Raw genomic sequence first — 24,623 nt, forward strand, 5'->3', positions numbered from 1 at the left:
CAGCTCCCGGGTCGTGGGGTCGCACAGCTCCCGTCAGATCCACACGCCCTTACCGATGGCGACCACGCCGCCGCCGCTGACAGCGAATCGTTTGCGGTCGCGCTCGAGATCGACGCCGATGATCTCGCCGTCGCCCACCACCACGTTCTTGTCGAGGATCGCGCGTCGCACCACCGCGCCCTTGCCGATCCGGACACCCGGCATCAGGACGCTGCCCTCGACGGTGGCGCCGTCCTCGACCATGACGTTGGAACTGAGCACCGAATTGCGGACGGTGGCAGCGGACAAGATGCTGCCCGCACCCACGATCGACTCCTGGGCGAGACCACCCTGGACGAACTTCGCGGGCGGCAGGTTCTCCGCGGCCCCGCGGATGGGCCAGCGCCGGTTGTAGAGGTTGAAGATCGGGTGGACCGACACCAGGTCCATGTGCGCGTCGTAGAAGGCATCGAGCGTCCCGACGTCGCGCCAGTACGCCCGGTCGCGTTCGGTCGCACCGGGAACGACGTTGTCGTTGAAGTCGTAGACGTGTGCGACACCGGCGGTGACGAGTGCGGGAATGATGTCGCCGCCCATGTCGTGATCGGAATCGGGGTTCTCGGAGTCGGCACGCAGGGCTTCGACCAGAACCTTCGTCGAGAACACGTAGTTGCCCATGGAGGCGAAGGTGACGTTGGGATCGTCGGGCGTCCCCGGCGGGTGCGCAGGTTTCTCGAGGAACTGGGTGATGCGGCCCTGCTCGTCGCTGTCGATGCATCCGAACGCGAAGGCTTCGCTGCGCGGCACCCGGATGCCCGCCACCGTGACGCCGGCGCCCGACTCGATGTGCTGACGCACCATCTGTTCGGGGTCCATCCGGTACACGTGGTCGGCGCCGAACACCACGATGTACTCGGGGTCCTCGTCGTAGACCAGGTTGAGCGACTGCAGGATCGCGTCGGCGCTGCCGGTGTACCAGCGCGGTCCGAGTCGCTGCTGGGCCGGCACCGGGGTGATGTACTCCCCGGTGAAGCCCGACAGACGCCACGTCTGAGAGATGTGGCGGTCGAGGGAATGCGACTTGTACTGCGTGAGTACGCAGATGCGCAGGTAACCGGCGTTCACCAAGTTGCTGAGCACGAAGTCGATCAGGCGATATGCGCCCCCGAAGGGCACTGCCGGCTTCGCGCGGTCTGCGGTCAGAGGGTAAAGACGCTTACCCTCGCCGCCGGCAAGCACGATTCCAAGCACATGTGGCTGGCTCCTCACACGCCCAACCTATCCGTCGCCCAACACTGCCGCCAGCGAAGGGTGATCTCCGTCGCGCCCGGTGAGCAGTTCCGGGCACGAGCGCACAACGTCCCACCAGGGTATATACCCCTCTGGGGTATAGAATGGGTGTTATGAACGACTCACTTATCGCGGTGACCGAGACCACCGAAGACGGCGGCTCCTGCCACACCCACGGCTACATCGGCGACAAGAAGAAATACCTCGCGCGCGTCAAGCGGATCGAAGGGCAGGCCCGGGGCATCCACCGCATGGTGGACGAGGAGCAGTACTGCATCGACATCCTCACCCAGATCGCTGCGTTGACCAGCGCCTTGGAAGGCCTCGCACTCAACCTGATCGACGATCACCTGCGGCATTGCGTAGTGGACGCCGCGAAACTCGGAGGCGAGGAAGGCGAGGCGAAACTGGCGGAAGCATCGGCCGCGATCGCGCGCCTCGTGAAGTCCTGAACCGCATTCGCGCCTGCGGCGGGGATCGATTGGCTGTAAATCGAACGGCCCGATAGTTTGAGGCGATGCAGGTGGCGATGATGACGCGGGAATATCCGCCGGAAGTGTACGGCGGTGCGGGTGTTCACGTCACCGAGCTCGTCGCGCAGCTCCGGAGACTGTGCACTGTGGACGTGCATTGTATGGGCGCACCCCGCGACACCGCGACCGTGCACGCGCCCGACCCTGCGTTGGACGGGGCGAATCCCGCTCTGACGACGCTGTCGGCAGAGCTGCGCATGGCTCACGCGGCCGCGGGCGTCGATGTCGTTCACTCGCACACGTGGTACACCGGTCTCGCCGGGCATCTGGCAGCCGAACTCTACGACGTGCCGCACGTACTGACCGCACACTCGCTCGAACCGCGACGGCCGTGGAAGGCCGAGCAACTCGGCGGCGGTTACCGGATCTCCTCGTGGTCGGAACGCAACGCCGTGCAGTACGCCGACGCGATCATCGCGGTGAGCGAAGGCATGAGGCTCGATGTCCTCGACGCCTACCCGTTCGTCGACCCCGCCCGCGTGCACGTCGTGCGCAACGGGATCGACACGACGACGTGGCATCCCGGCCCGGCCGAACCGGGCACCGAGTCGGCGTTGGAGCGCATCGGGGTCGATCCCGATCGTCCGATCGTCGCCTTCGTCGGGCGTATCACGCGGCAGAAAGGCGTCGGGCACCTGATCGCCGCGGCGCATCACCTCGACCCGGACATCCAGCTGGTGTTGTGCGCGGGCGCCCCCGACACCCCCGAGATCGCCGCCGAGACCGCACGTGCCGTCGCCGAACTCCAGGCGGCGCGCGGGAACGTCTTCTGGGTACAGGAAATGCTTCCCGTCGAGTCGGTGCGGGAAATCCTCTCTGCCGCCCGCGTGTTCGTGTGCCCGTCCGTGTACGAACCGCTCGGCATCGTCAACCTCGAGGCGATGGCGTGTGAGACCGCCGTGGTGGCGTCGGACGTGGGCGGCATCCCGGAGGTCGTGCAGGACGGCGTCACGGGCGTCCTGGTGCACTACGACCCGTACGAGCCGCAGGCGTACGAGCAGGCACTCGCCGCAGCCCTCAACGAGGTTGCCGGCGACGCGGCGCGTGCCGCCGAGTACGGCCGAGCCGGTCGCGACCGCGCCATCTCCGAGTTCTCGTGGGCGCAGATCGCCCGGCAGACCCTCACGGTCTACCAGGGTGTGATCAACCGCCCCTGACAGCCGTGTCGCCGTGCCCGTCGGGCACCGTCACGTCGTCCCGCCGGGTCCACGTCGACACCGTGACGGACACGGTGACCTCGAACGGGTCCGGGAGCGCTGCCAGCAGGTCGGTGCGCTCCGGGGCGGTCAGGTGATGCGCCGAGGGGCCCATTCCCGCCAGGTCCGCGAGTGCTCGACGCGGCAACGCCGCGGAGAACTGCACGGGGATCCGCGCGGTTCGCTCGAACAACCCCGACAGCGCCGCCGACAACCGTTCGGTCTTGTGCTCGTCGACGCTGACCATCCCCGGCAGCGACACGAGTTCGCGCAGATGTTCCGTGGTGGGCGTCGCCACGACGAGGACGCCGCCGGGCGCGAGTACGCGATGACTCTCGGCTGCGTTCCGGGGCGCGAAAATCGATAGCACGTGGGTGAGCGACCCCGACCGCACAGGTAGCTGCCGCCACACGTCGGCGAGCACCGAACCCGCGCGTGGGTGAGCGCGCGCGATGCGCCGGACAGCGGGTTTGGATACGTCCAGTCCGATGCCCCGCGCGGCGGGCAGGGCGTCGAGGACTGTCGCGAGGTACTGGCCCGTTCCGGCGCCGACCTCGAGAATGCGGGAGTCGTCACCGGCAGCCTTCGTGCACGCGGACGCCACGGCACTGCGGACGGGGTCGTAATACCCCGTGTCGAGAAAGTCGCCGCGCGCCGCGATCATGTCGGCGGTGTCACCCGTGAAAGGCGTGGCGGATCCGGTGAGCAGAGAGACGTAACCCTGGCGCGCCACGTCGAAGCTGTGGCCGCGTTCGCACAACACCGCGGCATCGTCGAGATCCATCGAACCGTCGCAGTGCGGGCACGCGAGAAGGTCTATGACGGTATCGAGCACGCGGACTCCTCACCCGTTCCCGGTACGGACAGCTCCGGGCCCCGCGCGCCGAGGAGCGCGGGGCCCGGGTTGCCCGAAGAGGGGCCGATCAGCTGGTGACACTCTTGAGTTCGTCGCCGAGGGCCGCAGCCTCTTCCGGCGTGAGCTCGACGACCAGACGTCCGCCGCCCTCGAGTGGAACCCTCATGACGATTCCTCGTCCCTCTTTGGTTGCTTCGAGGGGACCGTCCCCGGTCCGGGGCTTCATGGCCGCCATCCTCTGCTCCCTCCAAATCTGCACCCGACCGCCGGGCGCGTGGGTTACCGTGTGGTTGCACCACCGACCTCGATGATGCGCGCTATCCCATTCTTCCCTATTGCGGTGTGCGTCGGGTAGCTGACTCCGCAGTAAGGGCCGGTCGTGTCCCTTCTCGGGCCTTCGACACCCAGCACTCTGCGAGATGATCATCGACCATTCCGGTTGCCTGCATCAACGCATATGCAGTGGTGGGACCCACAAAACGTAGTCCGAGTCGCTTCAGTTCACGGGCCATGGCGGTGGACTCCTCCGTGACCGCCGGGATCGATTCGACACATTTCGGACGTCGCGCGCGCCGCGCGGGCTCGGGCGCGAACGACCACAGCAGAGTGTCGAGATCGGTCGGCAGTTCGAGGATCACTCGCGCGTTCGCGATCGTGGCTTCGATCTTGCGGCGATTGCGGACGATATCCGCGTTCGCGAGCAACCGGTCGACATCTGTTTCGGTGAAGCGGGCAACGACATCGACGTCGAAGCCGGCAAAAGCTTCACGGAACGCCGCTCGCTTACGCAGGATCGTGAGCCACGACAGCCCCGACTGGAATGCCTCGAGGGCCAGTCGCTCGAACAGCGCGTCGCGGCCGTGGAGTTCGCGGCCCCACTCCCCGTCGTGATAGTCGCGGTAGATCGTGCTCCCCGGGCGGTCGACAGCCCACGGGCACCGCACGAGTCCGTCGTCGTTCACGGCTTCTCCTGGTGGTCGACGACGCGGACTTCCTCCGTGACCGCCTCGTCGCCGGACGCGTCCCCGGCGCGATCCTCGCCCTCGATGTCGGCGGCGTTCTCGGGCGCCGCGCCCACCTCCGGCGCGGAGTCTTCCCCGGGCAGCGGCTCTCCGGCGGTCCGTGCGAGTTCGGCACGCAGATCGTCGATTTCGCGGGCGAGCCGGTCGAGGGCCCAGTCGACCTCGCTCATCTTGTAGCCCCGCCACGTCTGCTGGAAACGCAGGTCGCGCACGTCCGTGCCGGTGACGTCGGCCGCCGGAAGCACCGTCGCGGTGGTGCCGGGCGGGATCGGCGCGAGAACCTCGCTTCGGCCGAACACTGCGGAAGCGATGAAGAACAGCACGGCGCCGACAACCACCATGACGACCACGTACACCAGAACCGTCACCATGTACCGATCTTGGCACGGCCCGCCGACGCCTTCGAGGTCGGCGGGCCGTGAGAGAAAGATCAGCCGGTGATGGTCTTCATCGGCGGACGGTCCTCGAGGTTCACATCGGTGTCGAAGGACACGAACGACTCGCCCTCGACGAGGAACTGGGTCAGCGGTGCCCCCGAGTCGGGGATTCCGCACCGGCCGAGCATCGTGCCGACGATCTGCCGGCTCATCGCCCCCAGCTCGGACAACGGCCGGTTGCGGTGCTTACGCACACCGAGGTTGACCTGCGCGATCGCGTTCAGCCCCAGGCGGTCGTAGGTGTCGAGCAGCAAGCCGATCTCGACGCCGTACCCGGGGGCGAACGGCACTGCCTCGAGGAGTTCCCGGGTACCGGCGTATTCACCCCCGAGTGGCTGGAGAACGCACGTCAACTCCGGTCGCAGGGCGGCAAGGAGTGGCCGGGCGACCAGTTCGGTGACGCGCCCTCCCCCGTTCGAATCCTCTCCGCCGCGAACCCGCAGGGGACGGCGGTAGTAACCCTTCACCAGGTGGATGCCGTCACCGAGCAGGAGCGGCCCGAGCAGCTTCGGCACGAACGCCGGATCCGGGTTGATCAGGTCCGAGTCGACGAAGGCGATGATGTCGCCGGATGTGCCGGCCAGCGAGCGCCACAGCACTTCTCCCTTGCCCGGCGCCGGAGCCAGTCCCGGTACCGCTTCCTCACGCGAGACGACCCGGGCCCCCGCGGCACGCGCACGCGCCGCGGTCCGGTCGGTCGAGCCCGAGTCGAGTACCACGAGTTCGTCGACGAGTCCGCCGAGCAGGGGGTGGATGGTCTCGACCACCCCCGCCACGGTCTCCTCTTCGTCGAGTGCGGGCAGCACGACCGTGACGGTGCGTCCTGCCTTCGCCTGTTCGAGTTCGGCGACGGTCCATGTCGGCTGATCCCAGCTGTTCGCCTCTGTCCAGATGCGAGTCGGTGCGCTCATGCCAGCCCCCTCACCGTGCGGGCCGGCGGACGTGTGCCCGCGATGGCCGCCACCATATCGACCACCCGGCGGGTGGCCGCGACCTCGTGTACCCGGAACATTCTCGCTCCTGCTGCTGCGGCCAATGCTGTCGCTGCCAAGGTGCCCTCCAACCGGTCTTCGAGTTCGACACCCAGAGTCTCGCCTACGAAGTCCTTATTGCTCAGCGCCATAAGCACAGGCCACCCGCTTTTTACAAGAACTTCCACGCCCCGCAACAGAGCGAGCCCGTGATAGGTGTTTTTCCCGAAATCGTGGGTGGGATCGATGAGGATCGAATCGGTCGCGACGCCCGCTCGCGCCGCGCTCTCGGCCGCCGCGACGACCTCGCCGGTCACCTGCGCGACGATGTCCACGTACCGGACCCGGTGCGGCCGGGTACGCGGGATCGCACCCCCCGTGTGCGAGCACACGATGCCGGCGCCGAGTTCGGCGGCGACCTCCACGAGGTGCGGGTCGGCCCCGGCCCACGTGTCGTTGATGAGGTCGGCGCCCTCACCGACCGCGCGACGCGCCACCTCGCTGCGCCACGTATCGACGCTGATGAGCACGTCCGGGTACCGCTCGCGGATCGCAGCCACGAACGGGACGACGCGGCGGATTTCCTCCGCCGTGTCGACCACGTCGCCGGGTCCGGCCTTGACCCCGCCGATGTCGACCAGATCGGCACCCTCGGAGACGGCCCGGTCGACAGCCGCGAGCGCCGCGTCGTCGCTGAAGGTGGCCCCGCGGTCGTAGAACGAGTCCGGTGTGCGGTTGACGATCGCCATGACGAGTGCACGATCGGTCGCGACCGGGCGCCCGCACAGCGTCGGCGGTAGAGGCCCGGGAGGGGTCGGGACGTCGTGGCCGGGTGTGACGGGCGGATGCTCGGGAACATCGACAGCGGAGCCGCTCATGCCTTCATCCTGACACGAGCGCCGATTCGGGCCCGTCCGGAGTCCGACCCGTTCAGGGCTTCGGCAGGTCCCCCCGTGCCACCCCGTCGACGTACCCCTCGAAGATCGGCGCAAAGCCTTCGCTGCGGCTCGCGAGGACATACAGCTCGTCCGACCCGATGTCGGTGTACCCCTGCTCGCGTAGATCCACCTTGCGGCTCTTGAACGTCGACGTGTACTCGAGTTCCTCGACGACGCGGACGAACAGCGGGACCGCGTATCCGGGCAGGGAACGGTGCAGGGACTCCGCGAGCGCGGCACCGTCCAGTTCCGAGCCTTCCTTCAGTGTCACTGCTGCCATGCCCGCGCGTCCGTCCGTGCCCGGCACCTCGACGCCGTAGACGACGACGCCGGAGACCGAGTCGTGCGACGAGATCGCACCCTCGACCTGCGTGGTCGCGACGTTCTCACCCTTCCAGCGGAACGTGTCGCCGAGCCGGTCGACGAACGCGACGTGCATGTACCCCTGGCTCCGGACGAGGTCGCCGGTGTCGAACCACACGTCGCCGTCCTCGAACCCGTCACGGACGAGCTTGGATTCGGTGGCGTCGGGGTCGGTGTACCCGTCGAACGGCGCACGGTCGGTGATCTTCGCAAGCAGTAGTCCGACCTCGCCGCGCCCCACGCGAACCAGTCGTCCGTTCGCGTCCCGCCGGGCCGCGCCGGTCTCCGGGTCGTACTCGACGACCGCGTACGGCAAGGGGCACACGCCCGCGGTGCGCGGTTGGTTGAGCGCGTTGATGAAGGCGATGTTGCATTCGCTCGCGCCGTAGAACTCCGCGACCCGGTCGATGCCGAAGCGCTCGGTGAATTCGTCCCAGATCTCGGCGCGGAGGCCGTTGCCGACCATCAGCCGGATGCCGTGGTCGCGATCGTCGGGGCGCTCGGGCTGCCCGAGCAGGTACCGGCAGAACTCACCGATGTAGATGAACGCCGTCGCCCCGTTGCGCTCGGCGTCCTCCCAGAACTTCGACGCCGAGAACTTCTTGCCCAGTGCGAAGGTCGCACCCGCACCGAGCACCGACGACAGCGCGACCGTCAGCGCGTTGTTGTGGTAGAGCGGCAGGCAGCAGTAGAGGGTGTCGTTGCGGCGCAACCGAACACCGAGACTGCCCAGTCCCGACATGGACTTGAGCCAGCGGAAATGGGACATCCGGCTCGCCTTGGGCAACCCGGTGGTTCCGGAGGTGAAGATGTAGTACGCGATCTCGGACGCCGAGAGCGTCTCCGTCACTGCCGGGTTCGCCGAGTCGGCATCCGCGGCGAGTGCGTCGAGTTCGGCGAGACGCATCACCGAACCCGCCTGCGGTTCGGAGTCGAGCGTCTCGAGGGCCTCTGCGCATTCCTCGTCGACGACGAGAACGCGGGAGTCGAGCAGCGACAGGCTGTGCTCGAGCACCTCGCCGCGCTGGTTGTTGTTGAGCATGCCCGCCGCGGCACCGAGTTTGACGGTGGCGAGCGCGAGCAGCAGCGCCTCGGGCTTGTTCTCCATGAGAATGCCCACGACGTCTCCGGTGCGCACACCCTGCGCCGTCAGGACGGAGGCGTAGCGGTTCACCTGCGCGTTGGCTTCGCCGTAGCTCAGGGTGTCGCCCTCGAACCGCAGGAAGGGGCTGTCGGGCCGGCGGGCGGCCTGCTTCTGGAACACCGATCCGATGGTCTCCCGCGCACTCGGCTTCCGGGTCATCCCGACCGCGCCGCGCAACAGACTCGGCAGGTCGGGCAGCATCCCGGGCAGCTTGGCTACAAGACCGGGAAGGGAGATGGTCGATTCGCTCTCGGCGGAGGCGGTTTTCACTGGTGGATCCTCACTGCGACGTCGGGTCTGTCGGGACTACGGCGGCAACGCCTCCCGAACTTACCGGAGAGTAGGGAGCGAATGGTCGATTCGGTCCCTCAGTCCTCCCCGCTCGACCCCGCACATCGATCCAGAGCGTCCTCGAGATCGGACGTGACATGAAGGCCGTCGAGCGCGCGCCGCGCCACGAAGCCCGTGTCGACCATCGACTCGAGCCACGTGAGCAGTCCGTCGAAATGCCCGAGCGGGTCGAGCATCACGACCGGTTTGTCGTGCATACCCAGATATCCGGCGGTCCATGTCTCGAACAGTTCCTCGAGCGTGCCGATGCCGCCGGGCAGCGTCACGAACGCGTCGGCTCGATCCTCCATGATGCGTTTCCGCTCCCGCATCGTCTCCGTGACGATCAGTTCATCGGCGTCGACGTCCGCCACTTCCCGGTGCACCAGCGCTTTGGGGATCACTCCGACCGTGTGAGCACCCGCTTCGCGAGCAGCTTCCGCGACAGCGCCCATCATCGACACGTTGCCGCCGCCGGATACCAACTGCCACCCGCGCCGCCCGATCGCCGTTCCCAGTGCCGAGGCGAGCTCCAGGTACTTGCGGTCGACCGGTCCCGACGCGCAGTACACGCAGACCGATACCCGTCGCAGGTCGCTCACCAAGACGTCTCCTCTCCGAACAGCGCGTCGTCCCCGTTGCCGCGGTGTGCCTCGCGGATGATCCGGACCGTCTCGTCGACACTGTCGGTCACCGACAGCAGATCGAGATCCGACTCGAAGATCTTCCCCTCCCGCACCATCGTCGCCCGCAGCCAGTCGACCAGCCCCGACCAGTACTCGGTGCCGAACAGCACGATCGGGAAACGGGTGATCTTGCCGGTCTGGACGAGCGTGAGCGCCTCGAACAGCTCGTCCATGGTGCCGAAGCCGCCCGGCAGGCACACGAAAGCCTGTGCGTACTTGACGAACATCGTCTTCCGCGCGAAGAAGTACCGGAAGTTCAGGCCGAGGTCGACCCAGTCGTTGAGACGCTGCTCGAAGGGGAGCTCGATGCCGAGCCCGATCGAAAAGCCCCCGGCTTCGCACGCGCCACGGTTCGCGGCCTCCATGATCCCGGGGCCACCGCCGGTGACCACGGCGTACCCCGCCTCGACGAGCGCTTCACCGAGCCGCCGGCCGACCTCGTAGTCGGGATGGTCGACGGGAGTGCGGGCCGAACCGAACACCGCCACCGCGCGCGGCACCTCGGCCAGGGCTCCGAAACCTTCGATGAACTCGCTCTGGATGCGCAGTACCCGCCACGGGTCGGTATGCACCCAGTCGGACGGGCCCCGCCGGTCCAGCAGCCGCTGGTCGCGGGTCGTGGTGTCGCGGGCACGCTCACCGCGCAGCTGAACGGGGCCACGCTGCACGACGTCGTCGCGCGAGCCGGACCGATCGGAGGAGGAATTCGTATCTCCAGGCATGACGGCAACGCTATCGCGTCAGGTAGTCACGCAGAACGGTGGTGACGTCGGTGATGCGCTGTACCTCGACGTGCTCGTCGCGCTTGTGAGCGACATTCGGGTCGCCCGGACCGTAGTTCACCGCAGGTATTCCCAGCGCCGCGAAGCGCGCCACGTCGGTCCATCCGTACTTCGCCCGGAACTTGCCACCGGCAGCGTCGACGAGGGCCGCCGCAGCCGGGTGGGACAGACCCGGAAGCGCACCCGGCGACATGTCGGTGGTCTCCATCGTGATCGGGAGACCGGCGAAGACCTCCTCGACGTGGGCGAGCGCGTCGTCGGGACTGCGGTCGGGCGCGAATCGGAAGTTCACGTCGAGTTCGGCCGCGTCGGGCACCACGTTCCCCGCGACGCCACCACCGATACGCACGGCCGACAGTCCCTCCCGGTACACGCAACCGTCGATATCGACCGAGCGCGCCTCGTAGCGCGCCAGTCGCTCGAGCACCGGCGCCAGCTTGTGGATCGCGTTCTCCCCCAGCCACGACCTCGCGGAATGCGCACGGACACCGTCGGCCGTGATCCGCACCCGCAACGTGCCCTGGCACCCGGCTTCGATCTCCCCGCCCGTGGGTTCACCGAGGATCGCGACGTCCGCGTCCAGCCAGTCGCGCAGGTCGCGCTCGATCCGGCCGAGACCGTTGTAGGTCGCCGCGATCTCCTCGCAGTCGTACATCACCACGGTCAGGTCGTGCGCCGGGTCGGTGATCGTGGCCGCCAGATGCAAGAACACCGCGTCGCCGGCCTTCATGTCCGAGGTACCGCAGCCCCACAACACATCGCCGTCGAGGCGGGAGGGCACGTTGTCGGCGATGGGCACGGTGTCGAGGTGCCCGGCCAGCATCACTCGGCTCCCCAGTCCGCGGTGGGTACGGGCGAGTACGCAGTTGCCGCTGCGCACGACCTCGAACCCGTCGGTCTGCTCGCGAAGCGCCTTCTCGACAGCGTCGGCGATGAGCGTCTCGTCCTGCGACACGCTCGGAATATCGACGAGGGCGGCGGTCAGTTCGATCGGATCGGCATGCAGGTCCAGGTGCGGTACGGCCATACGTGAACGATACGGAGCGTGGAGTCTCCCGTGCGGGCCACGTCGGGTTTTCCCAGGGCCTGATCGGCCACGATCCCGGGCTGAAGTACGATTCTCGACCGTGAGTGCACACGGAGCAGCAGCAGTAGGCATCGCGAACATTGCGGCCGACGGGACCGTTCTCGACACCTGGTATCCGGCCCCCACGCTGGGCGAATACGCCGAAACGGGAACGGTGCGGCTCGAAGGCACCGACATCCCGTCCGACCTGGCGCTGGTTGCCGGCGCCGACGAGGCGCGGGACGTGAACCAGGTCGTGGTGCGCACCACGATCGCGGATCTGTCCGCGGCGCCGGTCGACGCGCACGACGTGTACCTGCGTCTGCACCTGCTCTCCCACCGCCTGGTCAAGCCGCACGGACAGAACATGGACGGCGTCTTCGGCTTGCTCACCAACGTCGTGTGGACCAACTACGGCCCGTGCGCGGTCGAGAACTTCGAGACCGTCCGGTCGCGTCTGCGCATCCGCGGACCGGTCACCGTCTTCGGTGTCGACAAGTTCCCGCGCATGGTCGACTACGTCGTGCCGACGGGTGTCCGCATCGCCGACGCCGACCGCGTGCGCCTGGGCGCCCATCTCGCCTCCGGCACCACCGTGATGCACGAGGGCTTCGTGAACTACAACGCCGGCACTCTCGGAAACTCGATGGTCGAGGGCCGCATCTCCGCGGGAGTCGTCGTCGACGACGGCTCCGACATCGGCGGCGGCGCGTCGATCATGGGCACGCTGTCCGGTGGCGGCAAGGAAGTCATCTCCGTCGGCAAGCGCTGCCTTCTCGGCGCGAACGCCGGTGTGGGCATCTCGCTCGGCGACGACTGCATCGTCGAAGCCGGCCTGTACGTCACCGCCGGCACCAAGGTGACGGGCCCGGACGGCACGGTCGTCAAGGCCAAGGACCTGAGCGGAGCGTCGAACCTGCTGCTCCGCCGCAACTCTGTGAGCGGCGCCGTCGAGGTCGTGCCCAACAAGGGCACCGGCGTCGAACTGAACGCCGCACTGCACGCCAACGACTGAGGAAGATCGTGAGCCGAGTTCCACAGACCGACGCTCCCGAGGACCTCGGGAGCGGACTGAAAGTCCGGCATCTGACGATGATGGGACTCGGCTCAGCAATCGGTGCCGGCCTGTTCCTCGGGTCCGGCGTCGGTATCCAAGCGGCCGGCCCGGCCGTGCTCGTCTCCTACATTCTCGCCGGCATCATGGTCATCTTCGTGATGCGGATGCTCGGCGAGATGGGCGCTGCTCTGCCCGTCAGCGGATCGTTCTCCCACTACGCCCGTATCGGTATCGGCCGCTGGGCCGGCTTCTCGATGGGTTGGCTCTACTGGTTCATGCTGATCATGGTGCTCGGCGTGGAGATCACCGGTGCGTCGGCAATTGTGCAGTCCTGGTTGCCGGGGGTGCCGCAATGGACGGTCGCGCTGGTGTTCGTGAGCGTCTTCGCGGTCATCAACCTCGCCCAGGTCGCGAATTTCGGTGAGTTCGAATTCTGGTTCGCCGCGCTCAAGGTCGCCGTCATCATCGGCTTCCTGATCATCGGCGTCCTGCTGGTGTTCGGGTTGCTCCCGGGCACCGAACCGGTGGGGACCGAGCATCTGCTGGGCGACGGCGACGGATTCGCACCCAACGGCATGGCGGGAATCGCGGCCGGCCTGCTCGCGGTCGCCTTCGCGTTCGGCGGCATCGAGATCGTGACCATCGCCGCAGCCGAATCCAAGGATCCCGAGCGGTCCATCGCGGTGGCGGTTCGCACGGTGGTCTGGCGGATCACGCTGTTCTACCTCGGCGCGATCTCCATCATGGTGCTGGTACTGCCTTGGACCACCGCGAGCGGCGAAACGTCGCCGTTCATCGCGGTGCTGGACGTCGCGGGCCTGCCCTACGCATCCGGGCTCATGGAACTCGTCGTGGTGGTCGCGCTGCTCTCGGCCTTCAACGCCAACGTGTACGGCACCTCGCGGATGGCGTACTCGCTGGCCCGTGGCGGCGACGGACCGGCATTCCTCGGCAAGCTCACCCACCGTGGTGTCCCCCGCAACGCTGTTCTGCTGTCGGTGTTCTTCGGCTTCGTGAGCGTGCTGCTCAACTGGCTGTTGCCCGACACCCTCCTGGAGATCCTGCTCAACGCCGTCGGGTCGGCGCTGCTCGCGATCTGGATCTTCATCGTGGTCGCACACCTGCGGTTGCGGCGCCGGTTCGAGGAAGAGGGAACGCTGCGAGTGCGCATGTGGGCGTTCCCCTACCTGAGCTGGTTCACCCTGGCGATGCTGCTCGGGTTCATCGCCCTCATGCTGTCCGACAGCAACGCTCGCGTTCAGCTCGCGTCGACCTTCGGCCTGTTCCTGTTCATCACCGCACTCGGATTCCTGTGGCATCGCAGGCAGGACGCGCGGGTCAGCGACGACTTCGGTCTGCCAAAGCGCTGACGAAAATCTGGGCCAGTTCGCTGATGTCTTCCGCGACGTAGCTCGACCCCCCGGTTGCCGTCGCGATCTCCACGAGAACGGGTGCGTCGGCGGTGTCCGTCACTCCGATGGTCAGTACGGGTACGGGCCGGGCTGGGTCCCGGAGTTCGCCGAGGGTCGCGAGAAGTTCGTCCTTCCCGATCCCCTCCGGGTGGTCGTTGCCTCCGTCCGTCACCACGATCACGCTGTTGACAGCCCTGGGGTCGTAGCCGGCCTGCGCCGTACGGACGGCCTCGAGCACGGTGTCGTAAAGCGCCGTACCGGTGCCGGTGGAGTCGGGAACCCACTTGTCGAGCGAGGTCACGATCTCGCGCTGGGTCTCGCCCCCGATTGTCGTGTCGAAGCGGCGCACGGGCGCGATCTCCACGTGGTCGCGTCCCGGGATGCCGATGTCGCTGGCGAACATCCACAGTCCGGCAGACACGCTGTCCGGGAACACGTCGTCGGCGGCCTGCGCGGCCTGCGCGACGAGTTCGAGCGGAGTGGTGCCGTCCACCGACCGCCGCATCGACTCGGACACGTCCACCACGATCAGGGTGCGCACCGGCACCGCGAGCAGACTCCAGGTTCGCATCGCCTCGCTCATGATCGCGTCGTCCTGAAGCTCGAGCACCGGAACGGTTCCCAGTCCGCGGACATCGGACAGTGCGTGTCCTACCCCGTCACGAAAGCCTTCGCGCCACAGGATCGCGCGCGCATCCGCCGCGTGCAGCGCGTCGGCGAGCGCCGCGCCGGTGCGTGCCGCACGGGCGTTGCGGTCCGGGTCGGGCGCGGTAACCACGATCGGGTAGTCGGCCATCACGGTGCCGTTCTCCGGTATCCACACGTCGAGGTCCCGCTCCCGGGTCCGGCGGTGCACCTGCACCTGTTGCTCGGTGGTCACGATGACGTCGTCGCCCTCGATGCGCTCGAGTGCCTCCTGCCCGGTCGGCGGTTCCTCTCGGCGTGCACCCTCACGCTGGGCGTGCACGGCGAGCGCCGAGCGCACGGTTCCCACCGCAACCGGGTTGTCGGCGGTTTCCGCGAGGGCAGCCCGGATCGCGCCTGCTGCCGTGCCCGTGCGCAGGGGGTTGCCCAGGTCGAGGTCGGTGAGACCGAGTGCGGACCGCCAGTTGGGGGCTACCGGTACGGCGTCCGGGGCGCCTGCGAGCACCAGCGGCGATGTCGCGAGCGGAAACGAGATCGTTCGCACCGACCCGGCGGCGTTCTCCTGGGCCCGGCGCGCCCACCATCCCCCTTCGGGGATCCACAGATCGGGCGCGCCCGCCCCGGTTCCCAGCCTGCTCGCGACGTCGCCCGGTTCCTCCGCGGTGATCTCGAAGGTCGCGCATCCGGTGTCTGCACGACCGAGCACCTCACGGACCGCGGGAGCCAGCGCAGGCGCTACCGCGAGCGTGTACTCGTCGGTCGTGGAGCATCCGATCCCCCATTGCCCAGATACAAACGACAGCGCCGCGACGGCCAGGGCCGCCACCACGATTCCCACCAGAACCATTCGCGCACGATCGGAATTCCTCCGACGCCGCGACGTCGCGCCGGGTTCGTCCGTCACGTGTTCCCCTCCCGCCACGATCGGCCGCCCACCCCGACCCGTGTGAACTTGGCCACATGGTATCGGGTGAACTTCCGATGCGTGACGAGACGGTGAGGTCAGCTCGCTTCGGGATACAGCCCTTCGAGCCTGCGGGCGATCAACGCGGCCTGCAACTGCCGCAGGCCCGACGGGCGGGTGGGATCGAAGCCGGTGAGCTGCGCGACCCGCTTGAGGCGGTAGTCGACGGTGTTGGCATGCACGTGCAGCGTGCGCGCCGTGAGTTGCCGGCTGAGATCGTGCGCGATGTGCGTCTCGAGGGTCTCGACAAGTTCCGCGGCGTCGTCGAGCGGTTCGAGCACCCGGGCGAGATGCTTACGCGCCGGTCCGGGCCGGGTGAGCTGATATTCGAGCGCGAGGTCCGCGATGCTGTAGGCCCCCGCCGGCCGGCCCAGGCGGCGCACCAGGTCGAGGAGTTCGTGCGCCTGTTTCGCGGCCGACGGGATCTCCGGAACCTCCGCGTGGACGAGCGCAACGGTCACCTCCACCCCCGCGACGGTGCCGATCCGCTCCCGGAACTCGTCGATGAGTGCGGTAGCGGACGAACCCGGCAGCAGGACGGTACCTCCCTCCGGGCCGAGCAACGCAAGATGCTTGCCTTCGCACAGCGTCTCGAGTTCGATCTCGACCCGCCGCAGGGTGCGGCGCGCGACCACCTCGGGCCGGACGTGGGGATTGCGTTCGTCGGGATGCCGCGCGAGCGAGACCGCGAGAACCGTGTAGCCGTCGGCAAGCTCGAGACCCGAGCGTTGCGCCACCGACGCCGCGTCCTGTCCGCTGAGCAGCGCGGTGACCAATTCCTGGGCCGCGACATCGCGTTCACGCCGGATGGCATCGAGTTCCGCGACGAACCCGGTGGTCGCGGCGACCGTGACCTTCTCGAGCAGCGCCATCCACAACCGGGACGCGTCGGCGAGCGCGGTGACGTCACCTTCGCGTGCTTTCTCGGTGACGAGTTCCCAGCCCAGGCGGATACCCTCGTGGTAGATGCGCAGCATGTATTCGAGACGGAACCCGGCGCGTGCCCACTGCGCGGCGCTGCTACGCAGATCGGCGAGATCCGAGTCGGAGGGCAACTCTCCGGCGTCGAGCAGATGGATCGCGATACGAAGACAGCGGACCGTGACCTCGGTGACGTCGCCTCGCAGCGACTCGCCAGGGCGCAGCGAACACGGCGCGACATTGTCCGCGAAATGCGCCACGAGCTTGCGCGCGACGGCGGGCAGATCTCGCAGCGGTACCGACGCAGGCTTCCCGTCGACCACGAATCTGGGAACCTCGCTTTGACGACCGCCACCCCGGCCGTGCTCCGCTATACGGATCTGATCCGTTACAGACATCCCTCGAACCCCCATCGAAGTAACAAACCTATATACCGTGCAGTAGAGAATCCGCCTCGTACCGCGGCATGCGCAACCCCTGGGGCGTCTTTTCTATGATCCGGAGTCGCACGAACTGCTGCACGACCGGTGGTCACCGGGCGTCCGACGCCAGTTGCTTCTTCTGCACCTTTCCCATCGCGTTACGGGGCAGCGCGTCCACGACACGCACCTCGCGCGGCCGCTTGTGAACCGAAAGTTGTTCTGCAACATAACTTATCAACATGTCTTCGTCCACCCCCGGACCCGAGGGCGCGGGGACGACGAACGCCACGATGCGCTGCCCCAGGTCCGTGTCGGGCAGGCCCACCACGGCCACCTCCCCCACCGACGGATGACCGAGCAGCACCGTCTCGATTTCTCCGGCACCCACCCGGAAACCACCGGATTTGATCAGATCCGTCGACTCGCGGCCCACGATCCGGTGGAAACCGGCGTCGTCGACGACCGCCACGTCGCCTGTGACGAACCACCCGTCCTCGGTCCAGGAGGCGGCCGTCTCATCGGGCCGGTTCAGGTAGCCGTCGAACAGCATCGGCCCGCGCACCTGCAGGACGCCGATGCTCTCGCCGTCGTGCGGCACATCGGCACCGTGCTCGTCCCGCAGTCGCGTCTGCACGCCCGCGACCGGCGTCCCGACCCAGCCGGGGCGGCGCTCACCGTCCACCCGGGTACTCAGGGTGAGCATCGTCTCGCTCATTCCGTACCGCTCGATGGGCGTCAGGCCCGTCAACTCCCGCAGTTTCTCGAACACCGGCACCGGCAGCGGGGCGCTCCCGGAGACGAGCAGACGAGCACCGCTCAGCGCACGGGCCGACTCCTCGTCCTGCACGATGCGCGACCACACGGTCGGAACACCGAAGTACAGGGTGCCGCGTGCGCGCGCGTACGCCTCCGGGGTGGGAGTGCCCGTGTGAATCAGGCGGCTGCCGACGCGGAGCGGGCCGAGCAACCCGAGCACGAGACCGTGGACGTGGAACAACGGCAGGCCGTGCACCAGCGTGTCGCGTTCCGTCCAGTCCCATGCGTCGGCGAGCGCATCGATCCCGGCGGCGATCGCACCGCGGCTGAGCAGGACGCCCTTCGGTGCACCCGTGGTACCCGAGGTGTAGAGCACGAACGCGGTCCGGCGCGGCGACGGTTCGGGCACGTGATGCCAGTCGCGGGCGTGGAGTCGCACGGGGAGCACCGGGAGTTGCGGCACCTCGGGATGCTGGGTGTCCGGAGCGGCGCCGACCCACGCCTGAGCGCCGGAATCCTTCAGAATGTGCGACAGTTCCGCCGGTCCCGAGTCCGGCGGAACCGGCACGACCGTCACCCCCGCGAGAAGGCAACCGACGATCGCGACGACGGTCGTCGCCGTGGGGTGTGCGAGGACCGCGACCCGTTCGGCCCGCGCGACCCTCGCGGCGAGCGCTGTTCCGGCACCGAGGACGTCGCTCCGGGAGAGGGTGTGGCCGTCGATGCGGACGGCGTCGGGAATGTCGTCGCCGCGAGCGACGGCCAGTGGATTCAGCGAACGGAGGAGTGCAGACACACGCGACAGGATTCCATACCTGCCGGCGGCACCGGCACTCTCGTCACGACGTGACCCCGCCGAACGACCCCGAGTTGAGCACCGCCGGACGCCGGGGCGGCAGCACGGTTCCGAGCACCGCGCCGAGCAGCATCCCGATCAGCACGGCGACACCGTGGGCGTCGTCGAACGCCACGAGAACCACCCCGAGAAGAAACGTGGCCGAGGAGGCCAGCAGCAATCGCCGCCGCGCCCCCACCACCGGCCACAACCCCGCGATCGACGCGGCGAGGGCAAGTGTCGCGCCGGAGGTGCCGGCACCCACCGACGGAGAAACGAACGTCGTGAACAGTCCCCACAGGATCTGTCCGACGACGAAGAGCGCGGCCGCGCGATACCAGCCCCATATCCGTACTGCTGCGACGGCGACCACCGCGAGCAGGGCAAGGTTCGCGGCGGTGACGACGACACCGCCGTCCTCGACGAGTCCGGCGGTCAGCACGCGCCACCACTGTCCCCCGTCGCGCGTGCGGACCGGTTCGCGCCGGAACAACTCGACCAGGGACGGCACGATCAGCCTCGTCACCGACGCCACCGCGACGACGCCCCACAACACGACGGCGGCCATCGGCGGGGGCCACCACCACGAGCGCGCCGCCGCGCGGGACGAACGAGGATCGGGCATTGCGGCGAGGGCGGTGAGCGCTACGACGGCAGCGTAGAACGCCCACAGGCGTGGATCGTCGCCGGATGCACTCACGCGCTCAATCTACCGGCGATCCGGGTACGGGCACACGGCAACGCCGCCGCGTCGGAGCGTAAGCGCCGTGCACCGGACGGAGCCTCAGCGCAGTCGCCGAGCGGCAGCGTCGATCGCATCGTCGGTGGCGGTGAGCGCGATCCGCACGTGCAGCACGCCGCCGGGACCGTAGAACTCTCCGGGCGCCACGAGGATGCCCCGATCGGCGAACCAGTCGACGGTCGCGCGGCACTCTTCCCCGCGGGTCGCCCAGAGGTACAGGCCCGCCTCCGAGTGGTCCACGGTGAAACCCGCGCCGCGGACGGCGGCGAGCAGGACGTCGCGGCGTGCCCGGTACTTCTCCCGCTGGATGTTCTCGTGCTCGTCGTCGTTCAGCGCGGCGGTCATCGCCGCCTGGATCGGCAGCGGCATCATCATGCCCGAGTGTTTGCGCACCTCGAGGAGGTCGGCGACGAGTTCGGCATCGCCGGTGACGAACCCGGCGCGATAGCTCGCGAGGTTCGACGTCTTCGACAGCGAATGCACCGCGAGCAGGTTCGTATGGTCTCCGTCGCACACGCTCGGGTGCAGGATCGAGAGGGCTTCGCCCTCCCAGGTGAGCCCGAGGTAGCACTCGTCGGATACGACGATCGCGTCGCGGCTTCGCGCCCAGTCGACGACCTTGCGCAGGTGGTCGAGGCCGAGCACCTTGCCGGTGGGGTTCGACGGAGAGTTGACGAACACCAGCGCGGCACCTTCGGGGCCCAGCCTGTTGAGTCCGTCGGCGCGGATCAGGCGCACCCCGGCGAGCAATCCGCCCACCTCGTACGTCGGGTACGCCAGTTCGGGGATGACCACGAGGTCTCCGGCGCCGAGGCCGAGCAGCGTGGGCAGCCACGCGATCATTTCCTTGGTTCCGATCGCGGGCAGCACCGCTGCGGGATCGAGTCCGGTGATGCCGTAACGGCGCGCGAGCGCGGCCACGGCCGCCTCCCGCAGTTCCTCGGTTCCGTGGGTGGTGGGATACCCCGGTTCCGCAGCGACCGATGCCAGTGCATCGCGGATGACGGGAGCGACCGGATCCACCGGCGTACCCACCGACAGGTTCACGATTCCGTCGGGGTGCGCGGCCGCCTTGGCCTTCGCCTCGGACAGCGAGTCCCACGGGAAGTCCGGGAGGTTCTTCGCCACCGACCGGCGTACACGTGCCTTCACCGAAGCACCGCCCGTCCGTTCATCGAGCGACACCTACTCCTCGCCCATGGGAGGGAGGTTCTTGATGAAGGGCGGGTCGTAGGCGACCTTGCCGAGCTTCGCCGCTCCGCCGGGCGAACCCAGGTCGTCGAAGAAGTCGACGTTGGCCTTGACGTAGTCGGACCACTCGTCGGGCACGTCGTCCTCGTAGAAGATCGCCTCGACCGGGCACACCGGTTCGCAGGCTCCACAGTCCACACACTCGTCGGGATGGATGTACAGCATGCGTCCACCCTCGTAGATGCAGTCGACGGGGCACTCCTCGATACATGCCTTGTCCAACACATCCACACACGGTTCCGCAATCGTGTACGTCACTGCTGTCTCCCTGCCTCTCTGTCGGCCCGCCGACGCGGCCGCACCGGCGATCCACCGGCCGTGCGCGGTCCATCGTTCGTGGCGCACTCACCACTCGTCCAGTATCCCCCGTTGTTCGGGCACGCCTGTGCATTAGGGTGCCCTGACCCGGCGGCGTGCACCCGCAAGCACCCGGACTCCGGAAGGCTACCGAACGGTGGCGTCCAGCCCCCGGGGTGCGTACGCGGTGGTGCGCTGACGCGCGGGACGGCCGATGCCCTCGGCGATCGCGACGAGTTCTTCGACCGACTTCTCCGAGCCGTGCTGCGAACCCGCCATCCGGGAGATGGTCTCTTCCATCAGCGTGCCGCCCAGATCGTTGGCGCCGCCTTCGAGCATCGCGCGCGTTCCGGCGACACCGAGCTTGACCCAGCTGGTCTGGATGTTGTCGATCCGACCGTGCAGCATCACACGGGCCAGCGCATGTGCGGCCCGGTTGTCGCGCATCGTCGGCCCGGGACGCGACGCGCCGGCCAGATACAGCGGCGACGACTGATGGACGAAGGGCAGCAACACGAACTCGGTGAATCCGCCCGTGCGGTCCTGGATTCCGCGAAGCACGTTGAGATGCCCGACCCAGTGGTGCGGCTGGTCGACGTGCCCGTACATCATCGTCGAACTCGAACGCAGACCCACTTCGTGCGCGGTGGTGACGACTTCCACCCACTCGGCGGCCGGCAGTTTGCCTTTCGTCAGCACCCAGCGGACCTCGTCGTCGAGGATCTCCGCGGCTGTTCCGGGGATCGTGTCGAGGCCGGCCTCACGCAGATCGATCAGCCAGTCGCGGATCGACGTACCACTGCGGGCCACGCCGTTGACGATCTCCATCGGCGAGAACGCATGCACGTGCATGGACGGAACACGTGCCTTGACCGCCCGTACCAGGTCGGCGTAGCCGGTCACCGGCAACTCGGGGTCGATACCGCCCTGCATGCAGACTTCGGTGGCGCCGGCGACATGCGCCTCCCAGGCACGGTCCGCGACCTCCTGCGCCGACAGGGTGAACGCGTCCGCGTCGCCCTTGCGCTGGGCGAACGCGCAGAAGCGGCAACCGGTGTAGCAGATGTTGGTGAAGTTGATGTTCCGGTTGATCACGTAGGTGACGTCGTCGCCGACGGTGTCGCGGCGCAACTGGTCGGCGAGCGCGACCAGCGCTTCGAGACCGGCTCCGTCCGCGTTGGCGAGCGCGATGTACTCGTCGTCCGAACATCCCGCGGGATCGCGCTCGGCCGAGCGAAGTGCGGCCAGCACGTCGCTGTCGAGCCGGACCGGAGCCGACTCGCCGAGGGCGAGCACCTGTTCACGCACGGTTTCCCAGTCGCCGAACGCACTGCCGAGGTCCGAGCGGTACTCGGTGTTGCGTCCGCTCACGTCGATCTCGGAGTTGAGGTCCACTCGGCCCGACGACTCCCAGTCGATGTCGGGTTCCTGCCACGGCAGGCCGGTCGGCAGCAGGTCACGGGCCAGCCCGGTCTCGGGGTCGGCGAGTGCGCGCACGTGCGTGGTGATCCGGGGGTCGATCCAGGGCTGCCCTGCCAGTACGTACTGGGGTTGGGCGGCGATCCGCTCGGTGAGGACGTAACCCGCGTCGGCGCTTACCGCGGCGAGCGTGTCGAGGTTCGGCCACGGCCGTTCGGGATTGACGTGATCCGGGGTCAGCGGCGAGACTCCGCCCCAGTCGTCGACGCCGGCGCCGAGAAGAGCGCGGCACTCGTCGAGCGAGACGAGGTTGGGCGGCGCCTGGATACGCATGCCGGGTCCGAGGACGAGCCGTGAGACAGCGACCGCCGCGAGGAATTCGTCGAGGTCGGCATCGTCCGCGTCGCGCATCACGGTGTCGTCCTTGGCGCGGAAGTTCTGGACGATCACTTCTTGGATATGGCCGAATGCTTTGTGCGACTTCCGGATCGCGTGGATCGAGTCGGCACGCTCGGCGACGGTCTCACCGATACCCACGAGAATCCCCGTGGTGAACGGCACCGACAGACGTCCGGCGTCGGTGAGCACGCGCAAGCGCACCGCGGGGTCCTTGTCGGGGCTGCCGTAATGGCACTGTCCCTTGTCGGTGAACAGTCGCTCCGAGGTGGTTTCGAGCATCATGCCCATCGACGGCGCGACCGGCTTGAGCCGCGACATCTCGGCCCAGCTCATGACACCGGGGTTGAGGTGCGGCAGCAGGCCGGTCTCCTCGAGAACCCGGATCGACATTGCGCGCACATAGTCCAGCGTCGAGTCGTAGCCGCGCTCTTCGAGCCACTGCGCAGCCTCGGGCCAGCGCTCCTCCGGCCGGTCGCCGAGCGTGAACAAGGCTTCTTTACAGCCCAGTTCGGCGCCCTGACGCGCGATCTCGAGGATCTCGTCGGGCTCGAGGTACATCCCGCGGCCTTCGGCGCGGAGTTTGCCCGGCACCGTCACGAACGTGCAGTAGTGGCAGCGATCCCGGCAGAGCCGGGTGATCGGGACGAAAACCTTGCGGGAGTAGGTGACGGTGCCGGGCCGTCCGGCGGCGAGCAGACCCGCATCGCGAACGCGGGCCGCAGAGACACACAGGTCCTCGAGATCGGATCCGCGTGCCTGCAACAGAACTGCGGATTCGTCGACGTTGAGCGTGACGCCGTCGCGCGCCCGGCGCAACGCCCGACGCATCGCGGAAGGCGCCGGCGGCGGTACCGCCCCGGGACGCACGGCGGGCGTCGGGAGGATCGCGGACTGCGCGGTGTCGTCTGCGGAATCGGTCATTGGCCGATCATCCGCTTCACCCGGCGCGCATGCCACCTCGGGGTCTATTCCCGCGGGTAGTCGTCGTCCGACGGCACTTCGCGGTGCTGTTCGTAGGTATCGACGGGGTCGGCTTCGAGGGGCACGTCGGACGGCGGCACGTCCGCGGGTTCCTCACCCACAGGAATAGCCTGATCGAGGCGATCGGCTTCGGAATCGTCACCCTGCGGGATGTCGAAGTCGAGAGCGTCCGACGATTCGGTCATGGCGATCCTCCTTGTGCGATTCCGGCCCGGACGGGCCGGGCTCGAGTTCCGGCATCAGCCTAGCCTGGATGCCGACAGGGATGTCGGGCCGCCGTCACAGGCCCCGGCGAGTATGGGAGGACCATAGTGGACAGCGATGCCGAGGTGCGTTCGGAACCTCCGGTGCAAGGGACGCCGCCGCAGGCCGAGGCGCCGGTGACACAGGTGAGGATGGCCGACCCGGCGTGGCGCCCGAGCGAGAAGGCACGCTTGCTGTGGTCGATCAACGCCGCCCTGCTGTGGGTGCCGGTCGTCGTCGCGCAGATCGTGTGGTGGGTCGTCGATCCCCGTCTCACGATCTGGCATGTCGCCGCCGCCGCGGCGACCGTCGTCGTCGGCGGGCTGCACATCGCGGTGGTGCCGCAGTGGCGGTACCGCGTCCACCGCTGGGAGATCGGCGATACAGCCGTGTACACGCGATCCGGATGGTTCACCCAGGAACGGCGCATCGCGCCCATCTCACGCATCCAGACGGTCGACACCGAGCGCGGCCCCATCGACCGCCGGCTCGGCCTGGCCACCGTCACCGTCACCACCGCGTCGTCCGCCGGCGCGGTCGAGATCACCGCACTCGACGTGGCCGTCGCGGACGAGACAGTCGCGCGACTGACGGAAATCGCAGGTCGCGACGGGATCGACGCGACGTGACGACCGACCCGCACCCCGACCAGGATCAGGTCGCCGGGGTATCCGCGGTATCTGCGG

General features: G+C 68.1%; 24 protein-coding genes. 5 read left to right on the plus strand and 19 right to left on the minus strand.

Features of this window, described 5'->3' with window-relative positions; translation table 11 throughout:
* Positions 1-33: 33 nt before the first annotated feature.
* Positions 34-1,248 (minus strand): glucose-1-phosphate adenylyltransferase, encoded by a 1,215-nt coding sequence (glgC, locus tag ACFWU2_RS07405; RefSeq protein ID WP_378603253.1) that lies wholly within the window; start codon positions 1,246-1,248, stop codon positions 34-36.
* Positions 1,249-1,382: 134 nt separating this feature from the next.
* Here glgC and ACFWU2_RS07410 point away from each other — a divergent pair, with 134 nt between their 5' ends.
* Entirely contained in the window at positions 1,383-1,721 is a 339-nt protein-coding gene (locus tag ACFWU2_RS07410) for a metal-sensitive transcriptional regulator (protein WP_378603256.1), read from the plus strand.
* A 65-nt stretch (positions 1,722-1,786) separates the two neighbouring features.
* A complete protein-coding gene (gene glgA, locus ACFWU2_RS07415; protein WP_378603259.1) occupies positions 1,787-2,959 on the plus strand; it encodes a glycogen synthase in 1,173 nt (390 codons plus the stop codon).
* Here glgA and ACFWU2_RS07420 read toward each other — a convergent pair.
* The 10 genes from ACFWU2_RS07420 to dapE all read right to left on the minus strand — a co-directional run bounded on the left by ACFWU2_RS07420 (position 2,946) and on the right by dapE (position 11,554).
* Complete coding sequence (locus ACFWU2_RS07420; RefSeq protein ID WP_378603262.1) at positions 2,946-3,833, minus strand: putative RNA methyltransferase; 888 nt, start codon at positions 3,831-3,833, stop codon at positions 2,946-2,948. The two genes, glgA and ACFWU2_RS07420, sit on opposite strands and share 14 nt — an antisense overlap.
* 88 nt (positions 3,834-3,921) lie before the next feature.
* Positions 3,922-4,089 carry a DUF3117 domain-containing protein gene (locus tag ACFWU2_RS07425; protein WP_006554284.1) on the minus strand — a complete coding sequence of 56 codons (168 nt, stop codon included), beginning with the start codon at positions 4,087-4,089 and terminating at the stop codon, positions 3,922-3,924.
* 97 nt (positions 4,090-4,186) lie between these two features.
* Complete coding sequence (locus ACFWU2_RS07430) at positions 4,187-4,816, minus strand: DNA-3-methyladenine glycosylase I (protein ID WP_378603265.1); 630 nt, start codon at positions 4,814-4,816, stop codon at positions 4,187-4,189.
* Entirely contained in the window at positions 4,813-5,247 is a 435-nt protein-coding gene (locus ACFWU2_RS07435) for a DivIVA domain-containing protein (RefSeq protein WP_378603269.1), read from the minus strand. Before ACFWU2_RS07435 ends, ACFWU2_RS07430 begins: the two co-directional genes overlap by 4 nt.
* A 59-nt stretch (positions 5,248-5,306) precedes the next feature.
* The gene (locus ACFWU2_RS07440) at positions 5,307-6,224 is read right to left on the minus strand and encodes a glucosyl-3-phosphoglycerate synthase (protein WP_378603271.1); all 918 of its coding nucleotides are present in this window, start codon (positions 6,222-6,224) and stop codon (positions 5,307-5,309) included.
* Positions 6,221-7,162: a dihydropteroate synthase gene (gene folP, locus ACFWU2_RS07445; RefSeq protein WP_378603274.1), complete on the minus strand. Its 942-nt coding sequence runs from the start codon at positions 7,160-7,162 to the stop codon at positions 6,221-6,223. Before folP ends, ACFWU2_RS07440 begins: the two co-directional genes overlap by 4 nt.
* 52 nt (positions 7,163-7,214) lie before the next feature.
* On the minus strand, positions 7,215-8,999 hold the full coding sequence (locus ACFWU2_RS07450) for a long-chain-acyl-CoA synthetase (protein WP_378603277.1): 1,785 nt from the start codon (positions 8,997-8,999) through the stop codon (positions 7,215-7,217).
* Positions 9,000-9,097: 98 nt separating this feature from the next.
* A complete protein-coding gene (locus ACFWU2_RS07455) occupies positions 9,098-9,661 on the minus strand; it encodes a TIGR00730 family Rossman fold protein (protein ID WP_378603280.1) in 564 nt (187 codons plus the stop codon).
* On the minus strand, positions 9,658-10,467 hold the full coding sequence (locus ACFWU2_RS07460; RefSeq protein ID WP_378603283.1) for a TIGR00730 family Rossman fold protein: 810 nt from the start codon (positions 10,465-10,467) through the stop codon (positions 9,658-9,660). Before ACFWU2_RS07460 ends, ACFWU2_RS07455 begins: the two co-directional genes overlap by 4 nt.
* Before the next feature lie 10 nt (positions 10,468-10,477).
* Positions 10,478-11,554, minus strand: coding sequence for a succinyl-diaminopimelate desuccinylase (gene dapE / locus ACFWU2_RS07465; protein WP_378603286.1), 1,077 nt, complete (start codon positions 11,552-11,554; stop codon positions 10,478-10,480).
* A 100-nt stretch (positions 11,555-11,654) separates the two neighbouring features.
* Between dapE and dapD the strand changes: the two genes are divergently transcribed.
* Positions 11,655-12,608 carry a 2,3,4,5-tetrahydropyridine-2,6-dicarboxylate N-succinyltransferase gene (gene dapD / locus ACFWU2_RS07470; protein WP_378603289.1) on the plus strand — a complete coding sequence of 318 codons (954 nt, stop codon included), beginning with the start codon at positions 11,655-11,657 and terminating at the stop codon, positions 12,606-12,608.
* Positions 12,609-12,685: 77 nt separating this feature from the next.
* Positions 12,686-14,020 (plus strand): amino acid permease, encoded by a 1,335-nt coding sequence (locus ACFWU2_RS07475; RefSeq protein WP_378603766.1) that lies wholly within the window; start codon positions 12,686-12,688, stop codon positions 14,018-14,020.
* On the opposite strand, the gene ACFWU2_RS07480 is transcribed toward ACFWU2_RS07475, so the two are convergent.
* From ACFWU2_RS07480 to ACFWU2_RS07515, 8 genes are all read right to left on the minus strand, one after another.
* Entirely contained in the window at positions 13,989-15,554 is a 1,566-nt protein-coding gene (locus ACFWU2_RS07480) for a substrate-binding domain-containing protein (RefSeq protein ID WP_378603292.1), read from the minus strand. The two genes, ACFWU2_RS07475 and ACFWU2_RS07480, sit on opposite strands and share 32 nt — an antisense overlap.
* Before the next feature lie 155 nt (positions 15,555-15,709).
* The gene (locus ACFWU2_RS07485; protein WP_378603294.1) at positions 15,710-16,915 is read right to left on the minus strand and encodes a PucR family transcriptional regulator; all 1,206 of its coding nucleotides are present in this window, start codon (positions 16,913-16,915) and stop codon (positions 15,710-15,712) included.
* Between the two features lie 208 nt (positions 16,916-17,123).
* The gene (locus ACFWU2_RS07490; RefSeq protein ID WP_378603297.1) at positions 17,124-18,566 is read right to left on the minus strand and encodes an acyl-CoA synthetase; all 1,443 of its coding nucleotides are present in this window, start codon (positions 18,564-18,566) and stop codon (positions 17,124-17,126) included.
* Between the two features lie 43 nt (positions 18,567-18,609).
* Complete coding sequence (locus tag ACFWU2_RS07495) at positions 18,610-19,305, minus strand: rhomboid family intramembrane serine protease (RefSeq protein WP_378603300.1); 696 nt, start codon at positions 19,303-19,305, stop codon at positions 18,610-18,612.
* A gap of 84 nt (positions 19,306-19,389) precedes the next feature.
* Entirely contained in the window at positions 19,390-20,499 is a 1,110-nt protein-coding gene (gene dapC / locus ACFWU2_RS07500; protein WP_378603303.1) for a succinyldiaminopimelate transaminase, read from the minus strand.
* Positions 20,500-20,532: 33 nt separating this feature from the next.
* A complete protein-coding gene (gene fdxA, locus ACFWU2_RS07505; protein ID WP_072699889.1) occupies positions 20,533-20,856 on the minus strand; it encodes a ferredoxin in 324 nt (107 codons plus the stop codon).
* A gap of 186 nt (positions 20,857-21,042) precedes the next feature.
* Positions 21,043-23,634, minus strand: a complete 2,592-nt coding sequence (locus tag ACFWU2_RS07510; protein WP_378603306.1) for a bifunctional FO biosynthesis protein CofGH — start codon at positions 23,632-23,634, stop codon at positions 21,043-21,045.
* A gap of 44 nt (positions 23,635-23,678) precedes the next feature.
* Positions 23,679-23,879, minus strand: a complete 201-nt coding sequence (locus ACFWU2_RS07515) for a hypothetical protein (RefSeq protein ID WP_378603309.1) — start codon at positions 23,877-23,879, stop codon at positions 23,679-23,681.
* Positions 23,880-24,089: 210 nt separating this feature from the next.
* Between ACFWU2_RS07515 and ACFWU2_RS07520 the strand changes: the two genes are divergently transcribed.
* A complete protein-coding gene (locus ACFWU2_RS07520) occupies positions 24,090-24,566 on the plus strand; it encodes a PH domain-containing protein (protein WP_378603769.1) in 477 nt (158 codons plus the stop codon).
* The last annotated feature ends 57 nt before the right edge of the window (positions 24,567-24,623 follow it).

This window comes from Rhodococcus sp. NPDC058639 (assembly GCF_042717545.1).
Classification (GTDB): domain Bacteria; phylum Actinomycetota; class Actinomycetes; order Mycobacteriales; family Mycobacteriaceae; genus Rhodococcus.

Coding starts and splice junctions, on each gene's coding strand:
- ACFWU2_RS07410 (WP_378603256.1), top strand. CDS start 1,383: ATGAACGACTCACTTATCGCGGTGACCGAGACCACCGAAGACGGCGGC.
- glgA (WP_378603259.1), top strand. CDS start 1,787: ATGCAGGTGGCGATGATGACGCGGGAATATCCGCCGGAAGTGTACGGC.
- ACFWU2_RS07425 (WP_006554284.1), bottom strand. CDS start 4,089: ATGGCGGCCATGAAGCCCCGGACCGGGGACGGTCCCCTCGAAGCAACC.
- ACFWU2_RS07435 (WP_378603269.1), bottom strand. CDS start 5,247: ATGGTGACGGTTCTGGTGTACGTGGTCGTCATGGTGGTTGTCGGCGCC.
- ACFWU2_RS07440 (WP_378603271.1), bottom strand. CDS start 6,224: ATGAGCGCACCGACTCGCATCTGGACAGAGGCGAACAGCTGGGATCAG.
- folP (WP_378603274.1), bottom strand. CDS start 7,162: ATGAGCGGCTCCGCTGTCGATGTTCCCGAGCATCCGCCCGTCACACCC.
- ACFWU2_RS07460 (WP_378603283.1), bottom strand. CDS start 10,467: ATGCCTGGAGATACGAATTCCTCCTCCGATCGGTCCGGCTCGCGCGAC.
- dapE (WP_378603286.1), bottom strand. CDS start 11,554: ATGGCCGTACCGCACCTGGACCTGCATGCCGATCCGATCGAACTGACC.
- ACFWU2_RS07475 (WP_378603766.1), top strand. CDS start 12,686: ATGATGGGACTCGGCTCAGCAATCGGTGCCGGCCTGTTCCTCGGGTCC.
- ACFWU2_RS07480 (WP_378603292.1), bottom strand. CDS start 15,554: ATGGTTCTGGTGGGAATCGTGGTGGCGGCCCTGGCCGTCGCGGCGCTG.
- ACFWU2_RS07510 (WP_378603306.1), bottom strand. CDS start 23,634: ATGACCGATTCCGCAGACGACACCGCGCAGTCCGCGATCCTCCCGACG.
- ACFWU2_RS07515 (WP_378603309.1), bottom strand. CDS start 23,879: ATGACCGAATCGTCGGACGCTCTCGACTTCGACATCCCGCAGGGTGAC.
- ACFWU2_RS07520 (WP_378603769.1), top strand. CDS start 24,090: ATGGCCGACCCGGCGTGGCGCCCGAGCGAGAAGGCACGCTTGCTGTGG.